The sequence below is a fragment of the Oceanobacter antarcticus genome (assembly GCF_044962685.1).
In the GTDB taxonomy this organism is placed as follows: Bacteria; Pseudomonadota; Gammaproteobacteria; order Pseudomonadales; family Oceanobacteraceae; genus Oceanobacter; species Oceanobacter antarcticus.
In genome coordinates this window covers 22,370-49,113 of record NZ_JBBKTX010000020.1, presented here as the reverse complement: position 1 = coordinate 49,113, position 26,744 = coordinate 22,370, and the positions used below count along the sequence as shown (strand labels likewise).

Annotated in this window: 22 protein-coding genes; 10 read left to right on the top strand and 12 right to left on the bottom strand. The window is 53.9% G+C overall.

All coding sequences use genetic code 11. The annotated features are described in order from the left end of the window. Positions 1-37: 37 nt before the first annotated feature. The 4 genes from WG929_RS15470 (at position 38) to WG929_RS15455 (ending at position 5,905) form a co-directional block, all read left to right on the top strand. Entirely contained in the window at positions 38-3,487 is a 3,450-nt protein-coding gene (locus WG929_RS15470; protein ID WP_416206793.1) for an ATP-binding protein, read from the top strand. Between the two features lie 151 nt (positions 3,488-3,638). Further along, a complete protein-coding gene (locus tag WG929_RS15465; RefSeq protein WP_369857359.1) occupies positions 3,639-3,992 on the top strand; it encodes an ArsC family reductase in 354 nt (117 codons plus the stop codon). 51 nt (positions 3,993-4,043) lie between these two features. Further along, positions 4,044-5,075 (top strand): 2,3,4,5-tetrahydropyridine-2,6-dicarboxylate N-succinyltransferase, encoded by a 1,032-nt coding sequence (gene dapD, locus WG929_RS15460; RefSeq protein WP_416206792.1) that lies wholly within the window; start codon positions 4,044-4,046, stop codon positions 5,073-5,075. A gap of 635 nt (positions 5,076-5,710) precedes the next feature. Next, positions 5,711-5,905 carry a (2Fe-2S)-binding protein gene (locus WG929_RS15455; protein ID WP_369857357.1) on the top strand — a complete coding sequence of 65 codons (195 nt, stop codon included), beginning with the start codon at positions 5,711-5,713 and terminating at the stop codon, positions 5,903-5,905. A gap of 179 nt (positions 5,906-6,084) precedes the next feature. On the opposite strand, the gene WG929_RS15450 is transcribed toward WG929_RS15455, so the two are convergent. Continuing rightward, the gene (locus tag WG929_RS15450; RefSeq protein WP_416206791.1) at positions 6,085-6,828 is read right to left on the bottom strand and encodes a sulfite exporter TauE/SafE family protein; all 744 of its coding nucleotides are present in this window, start codon (positions 6,826-6,828) and stop codon (positions 6,085-6,087) included. 209 nt (positions 6,829-7,037) lie between these two features. On the opposite strand from WG929_RS15450, the gene WG929_RS15445 reads away from it, so the two are divergent. The 3 genes from WG929_RS15445 to aroQ all read left to right on the top strand — a co-directional run bounded on the left by WG929_RS15445 (position 7,038) and on the right by aroQ (position 8,739). Further along, on the top strand, positions 7,038-7,982 hold the full coding sequence (locus tag WG929_RS15445; protein WP_369857355.1) for an AEC family transporter: 945 nt from the start codon (positions 7,038-7,040) through the stop codon (positions 7,980-7,982). 22 nt (positions 7,983-8,004) lie between these two features. Beyond that, positions 8,005-8,172 (top strand): hypothetical protein, encoded by a 168-nt coding sequence (locus WG929_RS15440; protein ID WP_369857354.1) that lies wholly within the window; start codon positions 8,005-8,007, stop codon positions 8,170-8,172. Positions 8,173-8,310: 138 nt separating this feature from the next. Further along, positions 8,311-8,739, top strand: coding sequence for a type II 3-dehydroquinate dehydratase (aroQ, locus tag WG929_RS15435; RefSeq protein WP_416206790.1), 429 nt, complete (start codon positions 8,311-8,313; stop codon positions 8,737-8,739). Between the two features lie 108 nt (positions 8,740-8,847). Here aroQ and WG929_RS15430 read toward each other — a convergent pair whose 3' ends face one another. From WG929_RS15430 to WG929_RS15410, 5 genes are all read right to left on the bottom strand, one after another. Then, complete coding sequence (locus WG929_RS15430; RefSeq protein WP_416206789.1) at positions 8,848-9,063, bottom strand: VF530 family protein; 216 nt, start codon at positions 9,061-9,063, stop codon at positions 8,848-8,850. Between the two features lie 158 nt (positions 9,064-9,221). After that, positions 9,222-9,629 (bottom strand): ester cyclase, encoded by a 408-nt coding sequence (locus WG929_RS15425; protein ID WP_369857351.1) that lies wholly within the window; start codon positions 9,627-9,629, stop codon positions 9,222-9,224. Between the two features lie 157 nt (positions 9,630-9,786). Further along, positions 9,787-13,740: a flagellar filament capping protein FliD gene (gene fliD, locus WG929_RS15420; RefSeq protein ID WP_416206788.1), complete on the bottom strand. Its 3,954-nt coding sequence runs from the start codon at positions 13,738-13,740 to the stop codon at positions 9,787-9,789. A gap of 109 nt (positions 13,741-13,849) precedes the next feature. After that, positions 13,850-14,230, bottom strand: a complete 381-nt coding sequence (locus tag WG929_RS15415; protein ID WP_416206787.1) for a flagellar protein FlaG — start codon at positions 14,228-14,230, stop codon at positions 13,850-13,852. Positions 14,231-14,291: 61 nt separating this feature from the next. Then, positions 14,292-18,377, bottom strand: coding sequence for a flagellin N-terminal helical domain-containing protein (locus WG929_RS15410; RefSeq protein ID WP_416206786.1), 4,086 nt, complete (start codon positions 18,375-18,377; stop codon positions 14,292-14,294). 229 nt (positions 18,378-18,606) lie between these two features. Between WG929_RS15410 and nth the strand changes: the two genes are divergently transcribed. Continuing rightward, on the top strand, positions 18,607-19,242 hold the full coding sequence (nth, locus tag WG929_RS15405; RefSeq protein WP_416206785.1) for an endonuclease III: 636 nt from the start codon (positions 18,607-18,609) through the stop codon (positions 19,240-19,242). A gap of 57 nt (positions 19,243-19,299) precedes the next feature. Next, positions 19,300-19,704 carry a lactoylglutathione lyase gene (gene gloA / locus WG929_RS15400; RefSeq protein WP_416206784.1) on the top strand — a complete coding sequence of 135 codons (405 nt, stop codon included), beginning with the start codon at positions 19,300-19,302 and terminating at the stop codon, positions 19,702-19,704. Between the two features lie 79 nt (positions 19,705-19,783). Here gloA and WG929_RS15395 read toward each other — a convergent pair whose 3' ends face one another. The 3 genes from WG929_RS15395 to WG929_RS15385 all read right to left on the bottom strand — a co-directional run bounded on the left by WG929_RS15395 (position 19,784) and on the right by WG929_RS15385 (position 21,912). Further along, positions 19,784-20,341 carry a hypothetical protein gene (locus tag WG929_RS15395; protein ID WP_416206783.1) on the bottom strand — a complete coding sequence of 186 codons (558 nt, stop codon included), beginning with the start codon at positions 20,339-20,341 and terminating at the stop codon, positions 19,784-19,786. A 374-nt stretch (positions 20,342-20,715) separates the two neighbouring features. Continuing rightward, a complete protein-coding gene (locus WG929_RS15390; protein WP_416206782.1) occupies positions 20,716-21,096 on the bottom strand; it encodes a c-type cytochrome in 381 nt (126 codons plus the stop codon). A gap of 213 nt (positions 21,097-21,309) precedes the next feature. Next, a complete protein-coding gene (locus WG929_RS15385; RefSeq protein WP_369857343.1) occupies positions 21,310-21,912 on the bottom strand; it encodes a peroxiredoxin in 603 nt (200 codons plus the stop codon). 263 nt (positions 21,913-22,175) lie between these two features. Between WG929_RS15385 and WG929_RS15380 the strand changes: the two genes are divergently transcribed. After that, positions 22,176-22,793: a TetR/AcrR family transcriptional regulator gene (locus WG929_RS15380; protein WP_416206781.1), complete on the top strand. Its 618-nt coding sequence runs from the start codon at positions 22,176-22,178 to the stop codon at positions 22,791-22,793. 320 nt (positions 22,794-23,113) lie between these two features. On the opposite strand, the gene WG929_RS15375 is transcribed toward WG929_RS15380, so the two are convergent. From WG929_RS15375 to WG929_RS15365, 3 genes are all read right to left on the bottom strand, one after another. Further along, positions 23,114-24,766, bottom strand: coding sequence for an acyl-CoA synthetase (locus WG929_RS15375; RefSeq protein ID WP_416206780.1), 1,653 nt, complete (start codon positions 24,764-24,766; stop codon positions 23,114-23,116). Positions 24,767-24,854: 88 nt separating this feature from the next. Then, on the bottom strand, positions 24,855-25,745 hold the full coding sequence (locus WG929_RS15370; protein ID WP_369858040.1) for a branched-chain amino acid ABC transporter permease: 891 nt from the start codon (positions 25,743-25,745) through the stop codon (positions 24,855-24,857). A 103-nt stretch (positions 25,746-25,848) separates the two neighbouring features. Beyond that, entirely contained in the window at positions 25,849-26,736 is an 888-nt protein-coding gene (locus WG929_RS15365; protein WP_369857340.1) for a branched-chain amino acid ABC transporter permease, read from the bottom strand. Positions 26,737-26,744 lie beyond the last annotated feature (8 nt).

Below are 26,744 nucleotides of genomic sequence, written 5' to 3'. Positions count from 1 at the left end.
GCTATCCGGGCTGACTGGGCAGGAGTTTTGTTTCAGAATGAATGGCAAGAATTTTTATCTCTGGATCGGGGTCTCTGCGATCCTGTACGTTGGGCTGGCGTTTATTCAACTGTTTGTCGCGCACCAGTCAGCAAAAGAATCTCTCGCCAGTGATACCGAATCCGAGCTGAAAAGGCTGTCTACCCGCTTTGAAAACCAGCTGGCTACCGATCGCAATCACTCGGTCTTTCTCGGCAGTGTGCCGCCAATCAAAGGCATTCTGAGAGCATCGGACAATCTCGGCACCGACCCGCAGGACGGAACCTCACTGGCAGAATGGAAGCAGCGACTGGAAACCATCTTTTTTGCCTATTTGCAGGTCAACGACCACATTCGCCAAATCCGCTACATCGGCCAACAGAACAATGGCCGTGAGCTGGTGCGAGTAGAACGCCGCAATGGCATCATTAATATCATTCCCGACAAGGACATGCAGGAGAAAGGCGATACCCGCTATTTCAAAGAGTCGATGGAGCTGACCCCTCATAACCTCTATGTCTCTTCCATTGAGTTGAACCGGGAGTTTGGCGAGCTGGATTTTCCGGTATGGCCAACCTATCGGATTGCTATTGCTGTCCACCGTGATGACAGTACGGTGTTTGGTATCGTGATTATCAATATCGATGCCGGCCCCTTGCTGGATATTATTCGCAACAATCATAAAAGCGCCGATGCCTACCTGCTGGATAACGACCTAAACTTCCTGATTCACCCCGACAAACGCCAGGTATTTGCCTTTGAGCTGGGAACGCCTTCCACCTGGCCTTCCTACTTTGGCTCGGCACCAGAGCTGAACGGCCGGAATTTGCACCAGCTGGATACCCGCTCAGGAGGGACTTTTTACTACAAGGCCCAGACCATACCCTACAACGGTGGCAAGAACCCCAGAGCCTTGCATCTGCTGGAAGGCTTCAGCGATGCCGATATCCAGTCCAGCACTCTGCAACAGATATTTCAGTACCAGAGCGTATCGCTACCGGTCTACCTGATCGCCATTATTATTGTGTTTCTCTACCAGCAGGCGTTGCAGGAAAGAAGCCGTAAAGCCGCCATCAATGACCAGTATCAGGCGATCTTTTCATCTTCCTCAGAAGCCATCCTCAGTATTGACGCCATGGGGAAAATCATCAGTTCCAACCCGGCTGCAGAACATATGTTCAACCTGTATTCCGCCCATATGCAGGACCAACCGGTGGCATCGCTGTTCCGAGATTCGGCCAAAGAGATCACCGATGCAATCAATGACGCGATCACCAGTGGACAAAGTCAATCGCTGTTGGTCAACGAAACCCTCAGAGGCAACTCGGTGCAGCTGAGCATCAATTGCAACCGCATTCAGACCCCGGAACCGATACGTGACAGCATTTCTATACTGATCACAGACGTCACTGATGAAATCCTCTCCCGACAACTACTGGAATCAAGTAATCGACGTCTTGAAGAACAAGTCGCCGAACGCACCTATCAGCTGGAATTTGCCTTGCAGCAAGCCCATGAAGCCAATCATTCCAAAAGTGATTTTCTGGCCAAGATGAGTCATGAGATTCGGACACCCATGAATGGCGTTTTTGGCATGCTCAGTCTGTTGCGCAAGGACACCCTGACAGAACGTCAGGAACGCCAGCTCGATATGGCCGAAAACAGCGTACGAGCACTGACCCAGCTGATTAACGATATTCTCGACTTCTCCAAAATTGAAGCGGGCAAGATGGACATTGAACATATCGAGTTCGACCTGCTGCAGCTGTTTCATTCCACCGTCTCGACCATGTACGTACAAACCATGGACAAGGATGTCGAGCTACTGGCTGACCTCTCCGATATCCAGGTCAATCTGGTCAAGGGGGATGCCAATCGTATCCGCCAGCTCCTGAATAACCTGATCGGCAATGCCATCAAATTCACCCCCCACGGCCATGTTCTGGTCAACGTCAAAACCGCTGCAGACGAGCACGGCCAATGCCAGCTTGAGTGCCAGGTTATGGATACCGGCATCGGTATTGCTCCGGAACGACAGCAACAGATATTTACCGAGTTTTCCCAGGAAAAAAACAGCACTGCCCGTCACTATGGTGGTACCGGTCTGGGGCTGTCCATTTCACGCCAGTTATGTGAATTGATGGGCGGCACACTGACGCTGGAAAGCAACCCGGGCCAGGGCAGTACGTTCGCCTTTTCCTTACCACTGGAACCTCTGCGGATGCAAGATCACTCACCCATGCCAAGCGGTCTGGAATCCCCTCAGCGAGTGCTTATTTCACTCCGGTCAGAGCAGGAAGCGCGAGTCATTAACAACATGCTCCGGCACTGGAATGTCCAGACCGACATCTGTCCTTCCAGCCAACTCAACGAGTCGACGCTGATCAATACCTCTGCCGACATTCTGGTGCTCGATTGTATCGATTTTGACAGGGTACAGGCGGTACTTGCTGCGCTTCCCGACCAGCCACACAGCCTGCTACTGGCGACTCCCAGTTCCTGTGTATTGCTGCCACAAGATATGCCCAATGGCGTCATTCTCGCTGATCGGCCGATTACCACTGTCACGCTGGAACGCTCTCTGACGTCCTTGCTCACGCGCCATTCAACGTCGCCAGCTCCCGGAACGCCACCGCTGTCAACCAAACCCGCAATTCCCCCAAACCCGACGCATACCGCCAACCTCTTTGACGGAAAATCCATCATCGTCGCGGACGATCACCGCATTAACCGAGAGGTCGTCAAGGGTTTGCTGGAGGATACCGGCGCGACCATACTGGAAGCCAAAGACGGCGTCGAAGTGCTATCGATACTGGATGGCAGCAGCAGCGAAGACGCTGTTTCACTGATTCTGATGGACTGCCAGATGCCCAATCTGGATGGCTATCAGGCAACCCAGGCTATTCGTCAGGGACGTACCGGAAAACATTATGCCGGTGTGCCTGTTATTGCCCTGACGGCCGCCGCTGTCGCTGGCGAACGGGAAAAATGTCTGGCTGCCGGAATGAACGAATACCTGACCAAGCCACTGGAACCCGCCGCCCTGTTTCTTACCCTGAAACACTATTTGCCGTCCGCACATCCCGATCAGAATACAACCCAACACCGCGGATCAAGCAAGCAAATGCACTGGGATCATGGCGCCTTGATGGATAGGATCAATCACAATCGTCCGCTGCAAAAACGCTTGGTCGATATGTTCACCACTCGCGCTACCTACAGTCTGACCCGTATGCAACACGCAGTTGATCAGGGCGATATCGACACTCTGGTCAACACCGCCCGCGGCCTGAGAGCAGCAGCAGAAAATATCTGCGCCCTGCGTATTGCCTCCACCGCTGGCCTGATCGAAGAACGCTGCAGCAGAGCACCCTCGACGTTGCCCGGTGACGCACTACAGCAATCCGTTACCGAACTGCAGGATTTACTCAGTGCCTTTCAGCATGAGACACGCCAGCAACGGCAGTAACACAGCACCCCAGATTCTGCTGGCGTCACCTTCAAGCCCTGATCGCAGCCCGATAACACCAAAAAACCTGCGCTAATATTACCTGCACGCTGAACTCAGCCGTCCGGTTTGGTATCCTTGCGCCTTTCGATTTTTGGCAGCGACCTTCATCATGATCACCATGTACGGCATCAAAAACTGCGACACCATCAAAAAGGCTCGCAGCTGGCTGGATAACGCAGCCATTGACTTCACCTTTCACGATTATAAAAAAGACGGATTGAGTGCCACGCTGGTTGACCAATGGCTGGATGAGCTTGGCTGGGAGGCACTGATCAACAAACGCGGCACCACTTGGCGTGCCCTGCCAGAACCACTAAAAACGCAGATGGATCGCACCAGCGCCCGCCAGGTCATGCTCGACAACCCATCGATTATCAAACGCCCGCTGCTGGATACCGGCAACCAGAAAATACTTGGCTTCAAGCCGGGTGACTACGAATCCCTGTTTAACCAAACCCATTGACTAACTGACCGTCCGGGCCTGTCCGGACGCGCTCGAATCGAGGAATACGACATGAGTAATGCATTTGCACTGGCCATTGGCGTCGGCACCAAAAACAGCAAGGGAGAATGGCTGGAAGTCTTTTACTCACAACCCCTGCTGAATCCGGCCGACAGCCTGATTGAAGCCACCAAAAGTGCATTCGGCTACGACGGCGGCAACCAGACTATTGAAGCCGATGGCGGCGACCTGAGCGCATTTGCTGATGCCCTGGCCGAACTGGATGCAACCCAGGCCGGTCTCGCCCGCGCCTGCATTGAAAGCGAACAGCCGGTTGTTATCACCGTACTGGAAACGGACACCCAGTCCACCAGCACGCCAGAGGTGTACCTCAAATTGCACCTGCTCTCGCATCGACTGGTCAAACCACATGGTATCAACCTGGCCGGTATGTTTGGCTTGCTGCCCAACGTCGCCTGGACCAACCAGGGGGCGATCGACCTTGCCGAACTGCCCGCCGCCCAGCTGGATGCCCGTTTGAACGGCGCACTGCTGAGTGTGAACAGCGTGGATAAATTCCCGCGCATGACCGACTACGTGGTACCGGCGGGTGTGCGTATTGCCGACACCTCCCGTGTCCGGTTGGGTGCCTACATTGGCGAAGGCACCACCATCATGCACGAAGGTTTCGTCAACTTTAACGCCGGTACCGAAGGCGTTTCCATGGTGGAAGGCCGTATCTCTGCCGGGGTGGTGGTCGGTAACGGTTCCGACCTTGGCGGTGGCTGTTCTACCATGGGCACCCTGTCTGGTGGCGGCAATATCATTATCTCTGTCGGAGAAAGTTGCCTGATTGGTGCCAACGCCGGTATCGGTATCCCACTGGGAGATCGTTGTACGGTTGAAGCAGGTCTGTACATCACCTCTGGTACCAAGATTCTGGTACTGGACGACCAGAAAAACGTGGTCGAAACCGTCAAGGGCCGTGACCTGGCGGGCAAATCTGACCTGCTGTTCCGTCGTGACTCCATCAGTGGCGCGGTACAGTGCGTTACCAACAAAAGTGCCATTCAGCTGAACGAAGAGCTGCACGCGCACAACTGATCCTGCTGGCATCGTCTGCGTCATCAAAACCACAGCAGAGGCCAATAACGGCCTGCTGTGGTCTTTGCTCCTGTCCACTCAGATATTTTTACCTGGCTGCTCACTCCACTCCTCACTCCATTATCCCAGCCACTACCCGACCACAGTGCCGCTAACTCGCAATGTAGTATTGCCGACAACGGATTGCTGACAAATTCGCCAGATGCCCCAACCGGCGGTTGGAAAACGTTGTTGTAGCCGTGGGCGTTATTTCAACTGTCGGTTTACAGACAAGGCAACAATGAATGAAAAGCAACTTTTAGGGGTAATAAATGCGCATTTACGGTCATTTTTAACGCAGCCATCGCGATGCAAGTCGATTTTCAACAGCCAGCCAAAGGTCATACATACTGGCTAGATACTTGCACCAGGCAATGGTAAAGCAACACCTTGATGCTCAGGAATAGCAGTGTATCGACCTGCTAACGCGGTGGAGTCACCCATCCGGTCACGATGGGTGTTTGCTCAGCCGCAACGAGAAGAATCAGCTTAGACCAAGAATACTGAAATTAATGACGCGAAAGCTATTGCAAACTCTTATCATTTAGATAAACTCTCTTTCATTGATAGTCATTCTCGATTATGGGGATCCGGATATGTATGTTTGTCTGTGTAAGGCCGTAACCAATCAGCAAGTCAAAGACGCTGTTGAGCAAGGACAAAGTTATGGCGAAATGCGTCGGTCACTTGGCCTGGCAACAGACTGCGGTTGTTGCGGACGAGTCGCAAAGCAGTTGATTCAGGAACATGTCCGTACCTTGCCCGAATGTGAGTTTGCCAACGTTGGTTGAGCGTCACTTGCTGATGTCATGACAATTTGCCGTGACAACACCCGCCCCTTGGTTCGTCACCCCCTGCATTGCCGTTCGTTATCCCGGCTCAATATCTTAATCCTATTGGCCGGGTCGACTGACAACAAACAACAAAGCCGCACCAGCACGACGGGCTATTGCTATCCGAGACGTAACCGTCAGAACGCATCCCACAACAGCTTGATACCGATTAACCCCAGTGCCAGATAGATAACCCGGTAGAAAGTTTTGTCATCAATCACCGCCTGCAACTTCACCCCATAGCGCACACCAACCCAGGCGATGGGCATCAGCATAACGGCCGTCAGCAGATTACCCGTGCTGAGTTGTCCCAGCAGACCGTAGGGAATCAGTTTGATTACATTCACACAGGCGATAGTCACCACGACCGTTGCCAGGTATTCCTGCCGGGGCAGACGTAACGGCAACAAATATAAATTCAGCGGTGGCCCACCGGCATGGGCGACAAAACTGGTAAAACCGGTCGTTAAACCGCAGAGACGGGCAACCAGTAATCGTCCTTGTTGCTGCTCACCCAGCTGCAAGTTGTTGCTCAATCCCCACACGGCAAACGCCAACGACAAGATACCCAGCATCATTTTAATGATTTCGGCATTGAGCCAGCCAAACAGCGCATAACCTATTGCGATACCGATCGCCGCTGGCCCGATCAGTCGCCAAAATTCCTGCAGGTTTTGTTTGCCCCACCAGACGCGCACGCTGAAAAAGTCCATCAGCAATAACAGCGGCAACATAATGGCCGCCGCCTGACGAGGATCGATATACAGCGACATCAAAGGCACTGCTACGACACCAACGCCTCCAGCAAAGCCGGATTTGGAAATACCCGTGATCAATACAGCGATTGCTGCCAATAACCAGAACCCTGGTTCAAACCCCATCCACATGTCGTTTTCCTTAAAATGGTCGCCTCGTGGCAAAGCCTACGGTCGCACAACGAACAAGCAATACCATGCACAACAATTAATTGAATCGCTTTATACAACTTTGAATTGTCAGCGCAATAGCCAGACGTGATAGCGTCCAGCCCTGTAACGCAGGTAACCTGTTGATCACTCCAACAATAATCATTTGCCAGGATTCGCCCCAGATGCTGCCCATTCTTTCTATTATCATTCCTATTTTTGCCGTGATTGGCTTGGGTTTTTACCTGGTACACAGCCGCTTCATGCCCAAGGATACGCTGCCGGTATTATCCAAACTGGTGCTGTTCTGCCTGATTCCGGCATTAACCTTCGCCACCGTAGCACGGCTGGATTTTTCCAAGGTACTGGCCTGGGATTTTCTTGGTGTTTACGCCGTTGGGGCCTTGCTGGCCCAGATCGTCGCCCTGTTGCTGTTTCGCGGCATTTTCCGTAATGGCTTATCTGAAAGTGCGATAAAAACGTTGGGATGTTCGATGCCAAACAGCATTTTTATTGGCTATCCGGTGGTAGTACAAGCATTTGGCGAAGAATGGGGGCATACCTTTGCCTTTGCGGTGATGGTCGAGAATATCGTGATTCTGCCTGCCATGCTGGTGCTGGCAGAGCTCGGCAGCAGCAAGGAGCGCCACCAGGAAACCGTGGCCATTACGGTGATTCTGGCTGGCATCGCCCAACGTCTGGCCAAAAACCCAGTACTGATCGCCATCTTTTTTGGCCTGTTGGTGTCGGTATCCGGACTGGAACTGCCACAGGCCGCAGCGCGAACTCTGACGCTGCTGGGTAACGCAGCAGCGGCCATCGCCTTGCTGGTCATTGGTGGCTCCCTCGTCGGCAACCCGATACGGGGTAGCTGGCGCGACATCAGCCTGGTCAGTACCATCAAACTGGTTATCCACCCGCTCGCGGTAGTGCTGGTATTGATGGCTTGGCCAGACTTTGATCCGACGTTGCAAACCCTGACCATCGTTTACGCTGCCTTACCTATGGCTGCCATATTCCCGATTATCGGCAGTAATTACGGCATGCGTAACTTCTGTGCCAGCAGCTTGCTGATTACCACAGTCGCGTCGTTTTTTACCCTCACCGCCGTGCTGCTACTGCTGTTATAACCCGGCCGGGAGAAAGCCCATTATGCTGGCAGTTTTGTCAGTCACTACGCCGATATTTATTCTGATTGCTATCGGCTTTCTGATCGTCCGCCGTGGTGTAATCAAAGCACATGAAATACCAACGCTGGGACGACTGATTACCTCGGTAGCTTTGCCAGCGTTGATTTTTTCACTCGTTATCGCAGTGTAACTTCAGTGAAGTGATCAACCTGACCCGGGTTCCAGCAGCATACGACAGCCGTTTTGTTTACCTGCAGCAGACCGGTATCCGGTAAACTGGCATCCTTAACCGAGCATTGATCCTGCCAAGACATTTACGGATACAACCATGAGCAAACTGATTTACGTTCTGAATGGCCCGAACCTGAACCTGCTGGGCAAGCGTCAACCGGAGATCTACGGCGACGAAACCCTGCAGGATGTTGAAGACAAGATGCGTCAGCGCGGCACCGAACTGGATCTGACGATCGAATTTTTTCAGAGTAACCATGAAGGCGAGATTATCGACCAGATTCATGCCGCCCGCGACCACGCCCAGGGCATTATTATCAACCCGGCAGCTTATACCCATACCTCGGTCGCCATACTGGATGCCCTGAATACGTTTGAGTCCGCCGTGGTCGAAGTGCATATTTCCAACGTCCACAAACGCGAGTCCTTCCGTCACCACTCCTATGTATCCTTGCGTGCTGAAGCCGTCATTGCCGGAATGGGGACATTGGGTTACCGGGTAGCGCTGGAGTATTTCGCCCAGTAAAAATCGTTGTCGTTTGAGCCAGCCCCACCAGTGTTATCTTGCCTGCAATCGACGGTTAATCGCCAGTTCAATCCAGTTAAGTTCAATACCGGTTAACCGGAAACCGGATTAAAAAGTAGCAAGATACAGCGCTTCGACCTTGTTGCGTGCCCATTCGGTTTTGCGTAAAAACTTCAACGACGATTTGATCGACGGATCGCTCTTGAAACAATTCAGGTTGATTTCCTGAGCTAACCCCGGCCAGCCATAATGTTCAACCAAACGCTTCAGTATGCTTTCCAGAGTCAAGCCATGCAGTGGGTTATTCGGTTGTTCATGTACCATCAGTATGTACCTCGTGCGGGATAGCCAAACAATGAACGCAGAAGAATGCCTGCGAATTCAACAAGAGCGAAGTGTTAGGCCAAAGAGGTAACAGAGTAAAGCTGAATCCGATCCGGGAACCAGCCAGTCGAGTCGACCCTGGATCAGAAGTCTGGCATTCAGGCGGCTGCCAGCTGCCGTTGCAGATGGGCGATGTCGATCATCAGGTTGATGTGACGCACCTTGCCACGTTGCAGTGTCCAGGTGATGGCGCAGGTAATTCCGACCAGTTTTTGATTAGGCTGAAATCCAAACACCGGCTTGATAAAGCTGCCGCACAAGGTCATCACGCTGATAGCGCGGTCACCATCGGTCATAATGTCTTCTATCGCGAGATCAAAATCAGTAATCGCACTGTGAAGGCCATCGACCTCTTTGATAAAACCATCGATGTCGTTGGTTTCAAGGGACTGGGACGCATGGTAGAGAAAATCCCTGCTCACCATTTGCTTCACCAGATTAAATCGACCCTTTCCCCAGGCATTATGTATAAACTGCTCAACGAGCATTTTATTGTCGTTTGTCATTGCCATTTCCGTGGGTGGTTGCTTTTTTGTTACAGCGCGGATTGTAGTTTTTGTGTCAGAGCGGAACCACTCCATTGCCGATAAAGCGTGACATGGTTCCGCTACACCAGCCCAACGGTACTGTTTTTCTTCTGAATGTCATCTTCCGCTATATATTCTACTTGCTGTTGGCATTGTTCAGCGCGTCAAACTGCTGCTGAATGTAGTCGAGCGTGGTGTTAAGGGTCTGAATAATCGAGTCATTATATAAAAACTGGGATTTTAATCGCGCTTCCTGAGCGGCAATCCGGGCATCCAGTTTTTCCCGCTGCAGGTCGATGACTTCCTGATCACCATCCAGCGATGCCAGCTTGTTTTTGATGACGCTGTTGCTGCCGGTCAAAACGGAGTCGAGCAGGTCAGACAACTGGTCGGCAAAGCCGGACACATAAGTCACTGTGCCGCGAGCGCCGATCTCACCGCCAGTGATTTTTAACCGCAGGCCGGATGCATCATCCACATTCCCCTGGGCGTCGGTACCTGCCTCGCCGTCACCCTTGCCTTTAACAAAACCGAAGACCGCCGTTGCGGCGCTGCTGACACTGGTCATGGTGACCTGGGAATCCTTGCCGCTGCTGCTGGACACAATGCCCAACTTGCCGTAGGCAAATGAAGTGGCATCGCCGGTGTATTCAACATTGACGCTGATATCGGCACTCTTAAAGGCATCGGTGCCATTAATCGCCGTTTGCACCGCGCTGGCCAGCGCCGAACCGCTGATGTAAGTCGCTGGTTGAGCCAGGGCCACTTCGGCTTCCACACCATCAACATTGATGCTGAAGCGGTTATTACTGTCATCGAGTGTCACCGGCGAGGAAAAATCGGCCGCCTGGCTGCCAATGTAGTAACCCGGTTTGGCGGGGGTATTGCCATCCACCGCCTTGAGAAATTGCCCGGAGCCTGTTGCTTCTACGCCATTAATCGTGCCGGCAATGTCTTTACCGACCGGAATCGCTTCGGCATACAGGCTGACGTCCTGCAAGCCGAGGAACGAAATCGCAGTGCTGTCCAGATCAGTAAAGCCAATCGCTGTACCCTGCCCGCCAATGGTGATGTGTAATGACCCCAGCTCGTTGTCAGCGTCGTAGCGATACTCGACCGAGGTATCCAGATCAAACCCGAAACGGCGCTCACCTGCCGTCAGGCCCATACCGTCGTAGCCGGTATGCGAGGTTTCATCGCTCATACCCAGAGTGGTTGCCGCGTTACCACCAAGATTGGACACCTGAATACTGGCACTGGCCCCAAAAGTCGCCGCTGTTTTGATGCCATTTTTACTGGCGGTCTCAAAGTAAAGCTGGCCACTGTCATTCACCTTTGCCTGTACATCCCCCGCCGCCAAAGTGCCTGAATCCACCAGCGCTTCGTCTACCGCCTGTTGAATAACGGCCAGATTGGAAGCGGAGTCGTTACTGCCGCCAGTGCCGTCTTCCGTCACATTAACCTGGAGCTCGGTACCATCGACGGTAAGGGTAAAACTGGCGTTACTGGCACTGAAATCAATGCCGCTGCTGATATCGGCAAAGGCAGAGGTCTGTGCTCCCCGGCCATCGGTCATGACTTCCAGATACTGCTCATGACCAGCGACAACGGTAACCAGCTTCAGCCCGCTGCCACCGAGGCTGGCGCTGACCACGCCGCTACCATAGGCAGTATCCAGCGCCGTCTGGATATCCGCCAGGTTATCGCCACTGCTGCTGTTGATGATAATTTCCTGCTCGTTACCCGCCACATTAAGACGAAAACCAGACGCCGCAGCGGCAAAATCAATCACGCTGCTGATATCCCGACTACCGGTGCTGGTATCGGCTCCGCTGACCAGGGCCGATAAATTGGTATCGGCACTCACACTGCTGTTGATGCTGGCCTGTACTTGCGCGGCCAGATCCTCGCCGTTCAGGTAGGTGCCTGCCGGTACACTGACCAATGTATCGCCAAGGGTATCGTTCACCTTGACCCGGAAGTCCACCGGCTCGGCAAACGTCACACCCGGATTTTTGCCATTGCTTTGCACGCCATCGGCGGCACTCAAGCCCAACACCGTATCTGAGCTGTTACTGCCCACCGCCGTGATTTCGATCAAATGGCTGCTGCCGGTGGCACTGGTGGTAAACGTCAGATAACCACTGTCATCAAACGCGGCGGTCACCTGGCCACTCAGGGCGGAACTGTCGATAGCACTCTGAATCGCCTGCAAGGTGTCTTGACGGTCACCATAGACGCCGTCGCTGTTCAGATCCTTACCGGACGCCGACTGGCTAACAGTAATCGCTACCGCTGCGGCACCCTCCAGCGCCAACGAAAAAGTCGCATTGCTGCTGGCGAAATCAATACCATTGTTGTCTGCCACCGGACGATTGCCCGCCAATGTCGAAGCACCGCGACCATTAAAGGCCGAAGCATTCAGGGTCGTCAGCTCAACGCCTTTGTAAGTACCGGCATTCAGGGTGTTAAAGCCAAGTGTATTGGCAGTGTTGTTATCCACACTGGTGAAATACACCTGGGACGACGCGCCATATTTGTTGGAGGTAATACTGAACGACGGATCGCTGGCATTGTGATCCACAGAGACAGAAAAGCCGCTGTTGGCGATGTTTTCTGCGCTGTTAATTTGTAATGCCAGCTCTTTTGCCAGGGCGTCGCCACTGTCGTAGTTGCCATGAGTCAGTTGCACCTGGGCCGTGGTGCCGTTCACCCGAATGGTGAAGTTGTCGTTGCTGTCATCAATCGACACCGCAGTACTGAAATCCAGACCCGCGACACGGCCGCCCTGATACATTGCCTGGGTGGCCAGCTGGGTGACATGGACATCGTAGCTGCCTGGTTGAGTATTGATCGAGTCGTTGACGTAAGTTACCTGACTGTCGGTGGTCAGACCCGACTTGGCCAGAATACTGGCAACGGCACGGCGGTCGGACGTGATCGCCTCGTTAAACGTGGTTTGATCAAAATAGAGCAAATAATCGTTGTCCTGATCGGTATTGACCCCGAGTTCCGTCAACGAGCGGAAAGCAGACCCCGACAACCCGGCAATCGGTTGGCTGATCAGTGACCGTACCTGATACTGGATCGAGCGTATGGTGGAGTCTCCCAGCAACAACCCGGCCTGTTCGTTGGCCGAATCGTAGGTGCTGAGCTCGTCGCTGAACTGCTTGAAGGTATTATAGGCATCGACAAATGCCTGAAGGTTTTCTGATAGCTGCTCCACATCTGCGGCCACCGTCACCGTCACCGTATTGCCGACATCGGCATTTTGCAGATTCAGCGTAACGCCCTTCACCACTTCATCCACGGCGTTGCTGCTGCGGGTAATATTCAGGCCATTGACCCGTAGCTGAGCGTCTTGTCCGGTGCTGGTTTCTTCCAGGGACGAATAGGCGCCCTGGGAAGCATTAAACGCTAACGCCGACAAACCTGTGGTTAACTCGGCCCCGGAGCTGTCCAGCGCTTGAATCCGCATGGCTTGCTCTTTACCGGTGTCGGCCGAGGTCATCAGCAGGCGGTAACCACTGCCGTCGTTGATAATAGATGCCGTCACACCCATATCGGCGCTGTTAATGGCATCACGAATGCCACTCAGGGTGCGATTGGAATTGTCGATCGAAATGGTCGTACCGGGTTTGTCCGGGTTCACATCCTGTCCGGTCAGGTTGCCATCGGTGTCGTAGCTGTTTTCACCAAAGGTGAAGACCAGTTTGCCAGTGCCAACGATTTCATCAAAACTGGTGTAACGGTCACTGGCCAGAGAATGAGCTCTGGCGGTATTGAGTACCTCAATGGTATAGCTACCAGGTTCGGCCACGCTGGAAGTGGTCGCGGTAAGAATATCCTCGTTGGAAGACGTCGCCACAGTGGCATTCGCCAACGACGGACTGGCCAGCTTGCTCACAGCGGAATCAAGCGTTGAAAGCTGCGACTGTATTTCGCCATAAGCGGTAATTTTGGCTTCTACCAACTGCTGTTTTGAATCCAGCCTCAGATCCGCGGCCTCGCGCTCGGCATTGATAATGTTTTCCACCAGCTCGGTGGTCAACACGCCAGATCCCAGGCCCAGCGACTCAATAGATGCCATCAGTAACTCCCGCTGGCCATATTCGACCACTCATAAAAAAACCCACACTGACGTTATCGGTCAGTGCGGGTTTTTCTTGAGCCGGGGAATCCCGGATCCTGTTTGTCGCCTAGACCTGGGCACTGAACAATAACGATGGTTCCTCATCATTCAATTTTTGCGCCAGTTCAAGGGCCAGTTCACTGGGAATCTGGCGAATCAGTTCTTCGGACTGCTTGTCGTAAACCCGAATAATAGTCTCGCCGCTGCTTTCATCCAGTTGAAAGTCCAGTGTCCGTTCCGATTGCTGCACGTATTCGTTAATACGAGAGATGGCTTCTTGCACCTGCTGCTGGTCAGGAACGGCGCTTGACTGCCCCTTGTTGCCAGCGGCTGGCAAGTCTTTGCCGGTTCCGGTTGTACCCAGTGGACTCTGGCCGTTGTTGTCACGATACATGGTGGCAACGTTGGTAGGGATTCTGGTGGTTGAATTCACGTTAATGTCGCTCATGTGGTTCACCTCACGGTCTTGAAACGATCAGTGGTGGCCGTCAGGCCACCACGTCTGTGGGTTAACCCAGCAGAGACAGAACTTGCTGACCTGCAGCGTTCGCCTGAGCCAGAACGGAAATACCTGCCTGCTGCAGCACCTGGGTGCGAGACATCTCGGCTGTTTCTGCCGCAAAGTCTGCATCCTGAATCCGCGAGTTGGCCGCATTCAGGTTTTCCGAGGTCACTTGCAAGTTACTCACGGTGGATTCCAGACGGTTCTGGATCGCACCGAGATCAGCACGCTGGGAAGCCACCTGTTCGATCGCATTGTCGACTGACTTGATCGCCGACTGAGCGCCTTCGAAGGTCGAGATGTCGATATCTTTCAGATACTGGCCATCTTCACCACCGCCGTACGTGCCCGCTTGCAAGCCCAGAGCCGACAGCTCATCAGCACCGTTCTCACCATTACTGACTTCAATCGCACTGGCTGAAGTCAGCGTTACGGTTGAATAGGTCGTGCCGGCAGTATTCGCGTAGGTCGAGGAGGTACCCGACAGATCCGCTTCACCCACTCCGGCTTCATCGGCGCTTAAACCAATGGCGTTACCAAAGTTGCTGGAATCAAAACCCGCCGCTGCGTTAGTGGATGCCTTGTTGTCGATGGCCACCGAAATGTTACGGCCATCGGCAGCGGTCAGGGTGATCGACTCACCGTTATCTTCCGCCATCACACCGGTCTGACCGGATACCGAGTTGATTGCATCGATCGCGGTTTGACGGTCACGTCCTTCATCACCGGTCAGATTGATCGCCGTGGTTTCGACGTTATTGATTATCACCGTACCGGTCGATCCGGCAGCCGCTTTGTCCAGCAGACTGGTATCACCACCACCGTTCATCGTGGTGGCATTCACTTCAGCGGTCACCCCGGTTTCTGCGCTCGACTTGTTGATCGCAGCGGCTACGGCGATACCACCGGCAGCGGCATCACTGGTCAAGGCGACAGTATCGGAGGCAGTATCATCCCTGGCATTGGCACCCTGAATAGACGTACCGTTAATCACCAGATCGCCGTTTTCCATAGCGTTTGGCGTCACCGCCTGGGTGACTTCACTGCCAGAGACAAAACCACCTTCGATAGCAAACGTGCCGTTAGTGACATCCACTTCGGAACTGGCACCAGTACTACCAGAGGTGAACACCAGGCTGCTATTGTCTGCCGATACACCCACTGTCATCGCCGGTACTGTAGTACCTGAAGCCGTTGTGGTAATCGCACCAGCGTCACCTACCCCGGTGTCGGCAATAGTCAGAGCGACACTACCAGCATCCTGGCCACCCACCCGGCTGATTTCCAACTTGTCGTTGTTGATCTCTGCCAGCACCTTGCCAGTACCAAACGCGGTATCCAGCTGGCTTTGCAGATCGGTCAGCAAGTTGGCCTGGGATTCTGCAACATCAGCGCCTTCATGATCGCTATTGATCGTAATGGTCTGGGCAGCACCGCCATCCAGGCTGATAGCAATCGCCAGGTCATCGGTTGCACCACCGGTCGCAAAGTCATAATCACTGGCAACCGTACCGCTCAGATCTGCCACTTCAATCGTACTGGCCGCATCGGCATAGCCGGAGTCAATAGCCGTCGCCAGCTCACTCAGACTGTTATAGCTGCCCGCTGCAATGGTGACGTCCTGCGCCGCAGCGCCATCAATCGCCACCGAGAACGTGTCATTTTCACCGGCAGAGACCACCAGCGGAGCAGCCGACGCGTCATAATCGGTGCCAGCACCATCCGGGTCACCCGAGAGGAAATTACCGTCAGCATCGACATTAAAGCTACCGGTTGTTGCTGTACCGGCTTCTGCCGTGACCACAACATCCGCCTGAGTGGTATCGGAAATAGCCGCCGCAGCGCCACCCACGGTTTCAGCCGGTGTCGCAGCAGCGCCGATTTCCACACTGCCACCACTGTTGGAAGAAATCACCACCTGACCACCGGTCACGGTAGCGGTAATACCCGCGCCTGACAGCGAGTTGGCTGCGACTTCATTAATCGCTGCTGCCAAGGTATCGGCATCAGTGATAGCCGCGATACCGCCCGTCGCAGTAGACAGGTCGAGGTCTTGCAAGCCAGCACCATCAACGTTAACGCCGATCGTATCGGCCGCACCCGCAGTCGCGGTATTAAAGGCCGCAACGTCGGTAATCACCGCATCACCGTTGGCCAGATGCTCAACGTTTTCATTCACCAGCGTGGTTACGGTTGTGGATGCTGCATCCACATCAATAGCGGTAATGGAGTTGGTGCCGGTATCTGCCAGTACCGCGTTCAGCAGTACGGATTTGCCATCCTCAGAAACAGCGGCTTCAACCTTGCCCGCCAGTGATGCGTTACCCGCAATCTGGCTGTTCAATTCATCAGCAAACGATTGTGCGGTTGTATAAGTGCCAGCTGAAAGCGTCAGATCAGTACCCGCAGCCGCCGCAACCGAACCGGTACCGGAACCAGTCAGGCCCAGACGTACGGTATTACCACCAGCAATAGAGTTCACGCCGTCAAAAATAAAATCCATCTTGCTTTGGGCGTAATTGCCGCCATCGGTACCAGACGTTTCCGATGTCGCAGTGGCAATATCCATATTGGCGCTGCCAGAGCGAGCAACGACATTGGCATCCGCCCCTACTTCGGTCGTGGTGAACGTCAGGCTGCCATCATCATTAGCAGATGCGGCGACCAGGGCATTACCATCGGCATCCTGGAAGTTGGCGTCGTTGGCAATGGCATTATTGATGTGCAAAGCCAGGTCTTCGGCATTGTCATACGTGCCGACACTGCCCGTGCCACCATTGGCAGAAGGATCGTAGCTAGAATCCAGCGTCAGGGTCTGGAACCCAGAGTTATTGACGTTGAGTTCAAACGTATTGTTGGTTGCATTAACAGCCGTACCAGCGGCAATTGACATATCCGCCGTCGTAAAGGTAGCGGCTGACTCAGCAGACGAGATAGACGAAGTCGTCACCGTACTGGTAATCGCAGCCGCACGGCCGGAGTAAGTGCCCGCCGTCAGACCCGAGTTACGAATATCGCCGGTGCCAGTGCCCTGACCACCTTCAACTTCGATATCAGAGCCATCCTGAGAAATCAGCGTGAAACCACCGTAGCTGGTGCCACTGGAGAGACCAGTCGCTGCTTCGGTCAGGTTACCGGAAGTGCCCAGATCCACCGTGATATTACGGCCATCTTTCGCCTCCAGCGTCACACCGCCGCCATCACCACCGTCCGTAGCCACCACACCGGTCTGGTCAGACTTGGCGTTAATGGAAGAAATCACTGAATCGCGGTCGGCAGAGGTATCCAGCCCACCCGTTGCCAAACTGATATCCACGCCATTCAGCGTCATGGTACCGGAGGCCTGACCCGCCACCATCTCACTGCCAGACGCCACGTTAGTGTTCACTTCAGCCGTGACACCGGTTTCATCCGACTTGGCATTGATGGCGGCCACTTTGGCAATCGCCGACGCTTCACGGCCCGACACAGATGAAGTGTCATCACCGCTGCGGGAAGGATCAATCGCAGTACCATTAATAATCAGATCGCCGCTGCGCAAGCCGTTTTCATTACCCAGAGCGCTAACGCCATTAGCCTGACCCACACCGAGCTTGTCGGCGGTCAGTTCAGCAATCGAAACGTCCACCGTTTGACCGGCATTAGCACCAATCTGGAAGGTCGCAGAAAAAGAACCATCCAGCAGTTTACGACCGTTAAAATCGGTTTCTTCCGAAGTACGGGTAATTTCCGCTACCAGCTGATCCACTTCTGCCTGCAACGCCTCACGATCGACATCGGAGTTGGTCGAGTTGGCCGACTGAACCGCCAATTCACGAATACGCTGCAGGTTTTCGTTCACCGAACCCAACGCACCTTCTGCGGTCTGGGCCAGGGCGATACCATCACCGGCGTTACGAACCGCCACTCCCAGACCCTTGATCTGGGAAGTAAAACGGGTAGAAATGGCCAAACCGGCCGCATCATCTTTCGCACTGTTAATGCGAAGACCCGAAGACAGACGCTCCAGAGCCTGCTGATTCGCGGACTGTGACTTGTCCAGGTTGCGCTGGGCATTCAAGGACGCGATGTTGGTATTAATAATTTGGGGCATGGTCTATCTCCTATGAGAATCTGGAGCCACCACCATCGCTGATGGGTGTTTGGCAGTGCTCCGCCTAACAGTTTCATAGTCGTTAACGGCCCACCTTCAGAGTTCTTTAGAAGTTTTTTGATTGCCCCTCAGCCGGGGATTCTCCGTAGGGGGCGTAATCTGCTGGGCTGGGCTGGCCGGTCATGGCACAGTACCCACCCCTGACCTGTGATTGATTCTGAATTGCTCCATGAATAAAGCAAAACGTACCGAGATTTTCAGCCGCCTGAGAGCAGCCAACCCCGAACCAAAAACCGAGCTGGAATACAGCACCCCTTTTGAGCTGCTGATTGCGGTATTGCTGTCGGCCCAAGCGACGGATGTGTCGGTCAATAAGGCCACTCGCAAGCTCTATCCGGTGGCCAATACTCCAGAAACGTTGCGGGCACTGGGTGAAGAGGGTCTGAAGCAATACATCAAAACCATTGGTCTGTTTAACAGCAAGGCCAAAAACGTCATCAATCTCTGCGATATCCTGATCCATCAGCACCAGAGTCAAGTGCCTCAAACCCGTGAAGCGCTCGAAGCATTGCCCGGCGTTGGCAGAAAAACCGCCAATGTGGTGCTGAACACAGCGTTCGGCCAGCCAACTATTGCAGTCGACACCCATATTTTCAGAGTATCTAACCGTACCCGTATCGCACCGGGCAAAGACGTGGTTGAAGTGGAGCAACGGCTATTACGGCTGATACCGAAAGAATTTCAGCTCGATGCCCACCACTGGCTTATTTTGCACGGTCGTTATACCTGCATTGCCCGCAAGCCGCGCTGTGGTTCATGCTTGATAGAAGACCTGTGCGAATACAAACAGAAAACGTCGGACTGAACGGCTGCCTGGCAACGGGTTCAGAACACCCAACCGGATAAACAAGAGAGGTTCACCATGAGAATGCTGCACACCATGTTGCGAGTAGGCGACCTGCAACGCTCTATCGACTTTTATACCCAGGTGATGGGTATGGAACTGTTGCGTCAGCACGACAATAAAGATTACCAGTACACACTCGCCTTCGTTGGTTATCAGCCAGAAAGTGAAGGCGCTGTGCTGGAGCTGACCTATAACTGGGGCCAGAGCGAATATGACCTCGGCAATGCCTACGGCCATATTGCACTGGAAGTAGACGACGCTGCCGCAGCTTGCGATAACATTCGCGCCAGCGGAGGCAAGGTAACTCGCGAAGCGGGCCCGGTGGCCGGTGGTAAAACAGTGATTGCTTTTGTCGAAGACCCGGACGGCTACAAAATAGAACTGATCGAAAAGACTCCGAGTTTTCCGATCGAACTTTGAGCCAACCGGCTTGCAGATACATCTGAAGTAAACACTCCGACACTTGACACTTCAAACAGGGCACCGTGTGACAGCGGATTTATGCCCTGGCTGGCTGGGCAGCTGCACTGCTCTCTGCCGCACTGCCCTGCGTGGCGCTTGCCGATTGATGCTGAATATTGCAGCTGAGCTGATCTTCTTCGCATACCCGGCGCGTCAACGCCAGGAATACCCCCAGTGATGCCAGTAACAAAGCACACGCGACCAGAATCGCCACTGGGTAGTAGAGGTTGCCCGCCAGCTCCAGCTGACTGTATTTAATAATCATAATCAGCGCTTCCAGCACCAGAGCGATACAGACGGTGCCGACAAAACGGGAAATGGTACGGCGCACGCTGACAAAAATACTCTCCCCAGCCACATCGGAGGTGTATTCCTTACCCACCCCGACACCGAGTTCATACATCGCCAGCGCGATGATCAGATTGTTGATCGATTTGATCACGTGGGTGACCATTTCGATCTCCGGGTTCCACAAGCCCGAGAAAAAATCGCTGAATGCCAGAAATACCAGTAACAACGCAATCAAATGGAAAATGCCTGAAAATAACAGGGCTACCACAGTTTTATATTCAAAAGGACGGGTACCAGAAAACATGAGAAAAATACCTCGTAAACACACAGAATAAAAATGGCAGGACTCACGCGGGTTCAACCCCGGTATTCCCGAATACACAAAGTGCGATACTGCAACCTGCCAGAGGTTCCGGTCGATTGCCTCAAGCCTGTATTCAGGGCGACAGAGTTCACACAACAGTTATGGCGCTGATTCAGGGAAGGTGTTGGCAGGCTGGTGTTGGCAGGCTGGTGTTGGCAGGCTGGTGTTGGGAAGAAAGCTGGGAAGGGAAAGATTGGGAGTACGGGCTGCAAAGCTGCATAGGCATGGCCTACATGGTCTATAAGAACCGTGTATTGGCGCGCCTGGCAGGCCAGTATTCCCACTCGGAGCGTGGGAATACCCTCCGTGTCACATTACAACGTCTTCAGATAAGCAATCAGATAATCCTGCTCCGCCTTGTCGGTAATCGACACGTGACGCATCCGGGTGCCAGGCACCAGCTTCTCATTGTCTTGCACCCACAAGCGCAGCTTGTCTTCATTCCAGGTAATACCGGATGCCCGCAGCGCCTCCGAATAGGCAAACCGTGGCAGCGAACCAGCCTTGCGACCCACGACACCGGTCAGACTTGGGCCAAAGGTATTCTTGCTGGAATCTTCTGAGTGGCAAGCATGGCAATTCTGGGCAAAAACGACGCTACCCTGAACGGCCTGCATGTCGTCACTGGCCGATGCAACAACAGGCAACAGCAACGCCGATGCACAGATCACGGTAGCAAGCATGGATGTTTTCATAACAACACTCCTGATATGGACTGGAAAATATTCGATAAATCCAGTGTATTCAGTCGTGCGTGGTTGCCATCCTGTACTTCGGCACTGTTCCCGCTGTTGTCGTGAGGCAGGTCAAGAAAATCCGGTTTTCAGCGCCGCAGGTGTCAAGCTGAAAACAAAAATGCCGGTCAGCAAACTGACCGGCATTTTGAGCCAGCAGACTGTCAGCAGAAACTACAGGCTGTCAGCAGACTCAGACAGGTACTTGGCAACACCTTCAGGAGACGCCGTCATGCCCTTGTCACCCTTGCTCCAACCCGCTGGGCACACTTCGCCGTGCTCTGCGTGAAACTGCAAGGCTTCAACCAGACGTACCAGCTCATCAATGTTACGACCCAGTGGCAGGTCATTGATGTTGGCCGCACGTACCAGGCCTTCCTTGTCGATCAGGAATGCGCCACGCAGGGCAACGCCACCAGCCGTTTCAACGTCATACGCTTTACAGATGGCGTGGCTAACGTCAGCCGCCATGGTGTACTTGACCGCGCCAATACCACCGTTGTCGATGGCAGTGTTACGCCAAGCGTTATGGGTGAAGTGAGAATCAATGGATACAGAAATCACTTCAACACCCAGCTCACTGAAGGTTGCCATACGCTTGTCCAGCGCAATCAACTCAGACGGGCATACAAATGTGAAATCCAGCGGGTAAAAGAACACCAGAGCGTATTTGCCCTTGGTAGCTTCTGAAAAGTTGTATTCATCAACGATGGTACCGTCGCCCAATACCGCAGGAACAGTAAAATCAGGGGCTTGCTTGCCTACCAATACGCTCATATCAGTCACTCCATTTATCGTGAAAATAGCGGCCATGATTTGACCGCTCCATCGAAACATGCTGGGATCATACGCCTCGTCCGAGCACGGTCAAACCATCGTCGTAATGAAAATATCGCCTGATTACTTTTTCCCATACAGCTGATAGTAATCCGCTATTTACCTTGTCAAATGCCCTGATCGCACAATGTAGCTCAGGGAACGACGGAACCATCCTGACACAAAAAACCGTTATAAAATGCAGTCAAAACCGCGAGTAATGCATGAGTACCACTGCACCCCCCGCCAGCCACTATCATCACGGCAACCTGCGTCAGGCCTTGCTGGATGCTGCGGTACATGAATTACGTCGCAAAGGCCCGGATCAACTGAGTCTGCGCGCCATTGCCCGTGCCATCGGAGTATCACAAACCGCGCCCTATCGGCATTTTGTCGACAAAAACGATCTGCTGATGGAACTGGCCGCACAAGCCTTTGATGAACTGGCCGACGTCACCCGCACGGCGATGGTTAACGCAACCAGCAACAGCGACCGTCTTTATCTCTCTGGGCATGCCTACATTGATTATGCGCTTGGCAACCCGGAAAAATACCGCCTGATGCTGGGCCAGTATTTGCCCGTTTCCGACAATTGTGACCGCCTGCGTTGTGCCGGTGACGCGTCATTCAACGTACTGCTGGAGGTCATCAGGGCCGGGGTGAACTCTGGCGAGCTGATTGACGAAGATCCGACGTTACTGGCCATACACTGCTGGACCAGCATTCACGGGCTGGCCTCGCTGCTGATTGATGAACGTGCACACTGCAGTGACATGCCGATCACCCAGGCGCAACTGATCGATGCCAACCTGAGGCTGCTGGGGCAACGTATTGGCAGGTAATCAAGGACAGCCATCGGACAACTAGCTGACACAGCGGGGGGCGCAAACGCCCTCTTCCAGTCCTCCTGCCAATCTTCATCGACCGATTCAGTGAATCGCATGGCCTATTAATATTTTAAAAAACCCTCACGACCAGCAAGGAGTGGCGCTGGTCGTGAGGGAAAATCGCCGGTAGCAGTTTGGCAAGAAGGGGTCTCTTTACCGTTTGCTTCCTGGAGTGGGTTATCGTGACCGCAAAGTCGATATGCTCCGGGAGTGGTAGCCCGTCCGGCGCAACCGGGCTGCCTGTCACTTCCATGTGACATTCTATGAAACGGCTGCTAGCCCGAAACGTCTTCCGGGTCGGCAGCGCCGTCTTTGGCCCACTGGCGCAATTTGAACTTTTGCACCTTGCCAGTTGAAGTACGTGGCAAGGTGGCAAAAATCACCTGTTTAGGTGCCTTGAAGTGAGCCATGTTCTGGCGGCAATAGGCGATGATTTCCTGCTCATCCACCTGCACACCCTCCACCAGTTTGATAAAGGCGCAGGGGATTTCGCCCCACTTGTCATCCGGTTTGGCGACGACCGCAGCGTCTTCGATATCCGGGTGGCGGAACAGCGTTTCTTCCACTTCGATGGAGGAGATATTTTCGCCACCGGAGATAATGATGTCTTTGGAGCGATCCTTGATTTCGACGTAGCCGTCTTCATGCCATACCGCCAGGTCACCGGTATGTAACCAGCCACCCGCAAATGAAGCATCGGTAGTACTCGGGTTTTTCAGGTAGCCCTTCATCACGATATTGCCGCGCAAGAAGATCTCGCCAATGGTCTCGCCATCCTGTTCAACCGGCTGCAAGGATTCCGGATCAGCCACCATCATGCCTTCTTGCATCGGCACCTGAACGCCCTGACGAGCCTTCAGACGGGCACGCTCACCGACACTCAGATCTTGCCATTCGTCTTTCCAGCAGCACACCACACAGGGGCCGTAGGTTTCGGTGAGGCCATACACGTGCGTCACGTCGAAGTTGATGGCTTCCATTTTTTCCAGCACCGACGGTGGAGGTGGTGCACCGGCAGTCATGACCTTGACGCTGTGATCCAGTCCGGCCCGCAGGGATTCATCAACGCCCGCAATCAGACTCAGGACAATAGGAGCACCACACAGGTGATCGACCTTCTCGGCCACAATCAGCTGCACAATGTCTTCCCCGCGCACATGGCGCAGGCACACGCTGGCACCGCCGATGGCAGCCATGGTCCAGGGGAAACACCAGCCATTGCAATGGAACATCGGCAGTGTCCAGAGATAAGTCGCGTCGGCGGTCATACCCCAGGACAGGGCGTTGGAAGCGGCGTTCAGGTAAGCACCCCGGTGGTGATACACCACCCCTTTGGGGTCACCCGTGGTGCCGGAGGTGTAGTTGAGAGTAATGGCGTCCCATTCATTGGCAGGGCCGCTCCAGGCATCGTCTTCGTCGCCTTCAGCCAGCAGTTGCTCGTAGTTGAGTGCGCCAAGCAGTTCACCGCCGTCAAACGCCGGATCGTCGATATCGACCACCACAGGCGGTTTGGCCAGCATGTGCAGGGCTTTTTTCACCACTGCCGACATTTCACGATCAACAATCAGCAGTTTGGTCTCAGCGTGTTGCAGAATAAACGCCACGACCGGGGCATCCAGGCGGGTATTGATGGAATTCAGCACCGCGCCACACATCGGCACACCAAAATGAGCTTCGAAGTGCTCTGGCAGGTTAGGTGCCATCAAGGAAACAGTATCACCCTTGCCAATCCCCCGCTTGCGGAGGGCGCTGGCCAACTGCTTGCAACGGCGATAGATTTCAGCCCAGTTGCGGCGTACGTCACCATGGATCACAGCGGCTCTGTGTGGATATACAAACGCCGCCCGTTGCAGATACGACAGCGGGCTGAGTGCCTGGTAGTTGGCCTCTGCCGCGTCGAGATGTTGATCGTAGATATTGTCGTTCATCGTATTTGCCTGCTGCTTTTATGTTGGTTCCCGTTCTGGTGCACCGGATCGTTTCCTGTCCGACCGGATGCACCACCCGTAAGAGGCCTTATTTACCAAGCCGACTGGCGCTGAAGTTTCTGGCCATCATGCGTTGGAACTCCCCAACCACGCCACGACGAAACGACAGCACGCACATCACAAAGATGGCTCCCATGATGATATGGATATAATTGCCCAGTTCCCCGCCGGAAAATACGGTACTAATGGCGATGACAATCGCCGCACCCACCACCGGGCCAAACAGGGTTCCCATACCGCCCAGCAAGGTCATCAGTACCACTTCGCCAGACATGTGCCAGTGTGCATCGGTCAGGCTTTCCAGTTCGAACACCAGCGCCTTGGTGGCACCGGCCATACCTGCCAGGGCAGCAGAAATCACAAAGGCCAGCAACTTGTAGCTACCGACGTTATAGCCCAGCGATACCGCCCGTTGTTCGTTTTCACGAATGGCTTTCAATACCTGACCAAAGGGTGAATGTACGGTGCGGAACACCACAAAAAAGCCGATCAGGAAGACCGCCAGCACAAAGTAATACATGTTGAGATTGTCGTTGAGGTCGATCAGACCAAATAACTTGCCACGCGGAATACCCTGCATACCGTTTTCACCACCGGTAAAGTCGGCTTGCAAATAGAAGAAAAATACCAGCTGCGCCAGTGCCAGCGTCACCATGGCAAAATAGATACCTTCACGCTTCACCGACAGCTTGCCAAAAACAAAGCCCAGGGCCGCCGAGGCCAATGTGCCAAACAGCACACCCAGCTCTGGCGTCAGGCCGAAATGGGTCATGGCATAACCAGTGACGTAACCGCCAGTCGCCAGAAAAGCGGCATGGCCGAACGACAACATACCAACAAACCCCAGCATCAGGTTGAAGGCACAAGCAAACAGTGCGAAGCAGAGAAATTTCATCAAAAAGACCGGGTACACCACCATCGGAGCCGCCAGGCCGACGATGATCAGTGCCACTGTCAGAATCAGGGTCAAGCCCGCAGTACGCGGTTGAGTCAGAGCAACAATTCGGGTTTGCGTCGTCATATCAGGCCTCTTTTCCGAACAGGCCGGAAGGTTTCACCAGCAGTACCAGCACCATGACCATAAAGATCACCGTGGTAGACGCCTCGGGGTAAAAGTATTTGGTCAGTCCCTCGATAATGCCCATCATCAGCCCGGTCAGAATGGCACCACCAATCGACCCCATGCCACCGATCACCACAATGGCGAACACCACAATCAGAATATTCGCGCCCATATCCGGGCTGACGGAATACACTGGAGCGGCCAGTACGCCTGCAAGACCGGCAAGACCGACGCCAAAACCGAAGGTCAGGGTAATCATCATCGGAACGTTAACGCCGAATGCCTGCAACAGTGCCGGGTTTTCAGTACCCGCACGCAGATAGGCCCCCAGACGGGTTTTTTCAATTACCCACCAGCTGGCGGCACACACCAACAAAGACACCAGAATAATCCAGGCGCGATACACCGGCAGGTACATAAAGCCCAGGTTATAGCCGCCCTTGAGTGCTTCCGGCACCGGGTAAGACTGCCCGGATGAGCCAAACAGATGACTGAAGACCCCCTGCAGGATCAGTGCAATACCAAAAGTCAGCAGCAGGCTGTAGAGATGATCTTGCCCGGCAATAGGACGCACCAGAAACCGCTCCATCAGCATGCCGATAACACCGACGGTCAGCGGTACCAGTATCAGTGCCAGCCAGTAATTGACGCCCAGGTGCTGCAGTGCCAGCCAGGCCAGAAATGCCCCCAGCATGTACAAGGCACCTTGAGCAAAATTGATAATACGCAGCAGGCCAAAAATAATCGCCAGCCCGAGCGCCAGCAACGCGTAAAACGAGCCATTGATCAGGCCAACCAGCAGCTGCCCCAACAGGGCAAACAAATTGATTCCCATAAAGGTAACCATAAGGTCTT

Excerpts from the sequence above, each read along its gene's own strand:
- WG929_RS15380 (WP_416206781.1), top strand. The coding sequence starts at position 22,176 with ATGAGTACCACTGCACCCCCCGCCAGCCACTATCATCACGGCAACCTG.
- WG929_RS15465 (WP_369857359.1), top strand. The coding sequence starts at position 3,639 with ATGATCACCATGTACGGCATCAAAAACTGCGACACCATCAAAAAGGCT.
- WG929_RS15365 (WP_369857340.1), bottom strand. The coding sequence starts at position 26,736 with ATGGTTACCTTTATGGGAATCAATTTGTTTGCCCTGTTGGGGCAGCTG.
- dapD (WP_416206792.1), top strand. The coding sequence starts at position 4,044 with ATGAGTAATGCATTTGCACTGGCCATTGGCGTCGGCACCAAAAACAGC.
- gloA (WP_416206784.1), top strand. The coding sequence starts at position 19,300 with ATGAGAATGCTGCACACCATGTTGCGAGTAGGCGACCTGCAACGCTCT.
- WG929_RS15455 (WP_369857357.1), top strand. The coding sequence starts at position 5,711 with ATGTATGTTTGTCTGTGTAAGGCCGTAACCAATCAGCAAGTCAAAGAC.
- aroQ (WP_416206790.1), top strand. The coding sequence starts at position 8,311 with ATGAGCAAACTGATTTACGTTCTGAATGGCCCGAACCTGAACCTGCTG.
- WG929_RS15445 (WP_369857355.1), top strand. The coding sequence starts at position 7,038 with ATGCTGCCCATTCTTTCTATTATCATTCCTATTTTTGCCGTGATTGGC.
- WG929_RS15430 (WP_416206789.1), bottom strand. The coding sequence starts at position 9,063 with ATGGTACATGAACAACCGAATAACCCACTGCATGGCTTGACTCTGGAA.
- WG929_RS15390 (WP_416206782.1), bottom strand. The coding sequence starts at position 21,096 with ATGAAAACATCCATGCTTGCTACCGTGATCTGTGCATCGGCGTTGCTG.
- fliD (WP_416206788.1), bottom strand. The coding sequence starts at position 13,740 with ATGGCATCTATTGAGTCGCTGGGCCTGGGATCTGGCGTGTTGACCACC.
- WG929_RS15375 (WP_416206780.1), bottom strand. The coding sequence starts at position 24,766 with ATGAACGACAATATCTACGATCAACATCTCGACGCGGCAGAGGCCAAC.
- WG929_RS15450 (WP_416206791.1), bottom strand. The coding sequence starts at position 6,828 with ATGGGGTTTGAACCAGGGTTCTGGTTATTGGCAGCAATCGCTGTATTG.
- WG929_RS15415 (WP_416206787.1), bottom strand. The coding sequence starts at position 14,230 with ATGAGCGACATTAACGTGAATTCAACCACCAGAATCCCTACCAACGTT.
- nth (WP_416206785.1), top strand. The coding sequence starts at position 18,607 with ATGAATAAAGCAAAACGTACCGAGATTTTCAGCCGCCTGAGAGCAGCC.
- WG929_RS15425 (WP_369857351.1), bottom strand. The coding sequence starts at position 9,629 with ATGACAAACGACAATAAAATGCTCGTTGAGCAGTTTATACATAATGCC.
- WG929_RS15410 (WP_416206786.1), bottom strand. The coding sequence starts at position 18,377 with ATGCCCCAAATTATTAATACCAACATCGCGTCCTTGAATGCCCAGCGC.
- WG929_RS15395 (WP_416206783.1), bottom strand. The coding sequence starts at position 20,341 with ATGTTTTCTGGTACCCGTCCTTTTGAATATAAAACTGTGGTAGCCCTG.
- WG929_RS15370 (WP_369858040.1), bottom strand. The coding sequence starts at position 25,745 with ATGGTGGTGTACCCGGTCTTTTTGATGAAATTTCTCTGCTTCGCACTG.
- WG929_RS15470 (WP_416206793.1), top strand. The coding sequence starts at position 38 with ATGAATGGCAAGAATTTTTATCTCTGGATCGGGGTCTCTGCGATCCTG.
- WG929_RS15385 (WP_369857343.1), bottom strand. The coding sequence starts at position 21,912 with ATGAGCGTATTGGTAGGCAAGCAAGCCCCTGATTTTACTGTTCCTGCG.
- WG929_RS15440 (WP_369857354.1), top strand. The coding sequence starts at position 8,005 with ATGCTGGCAGTTTTGTCAGTCACTACGCCGATATTTATTCTGATTGCT.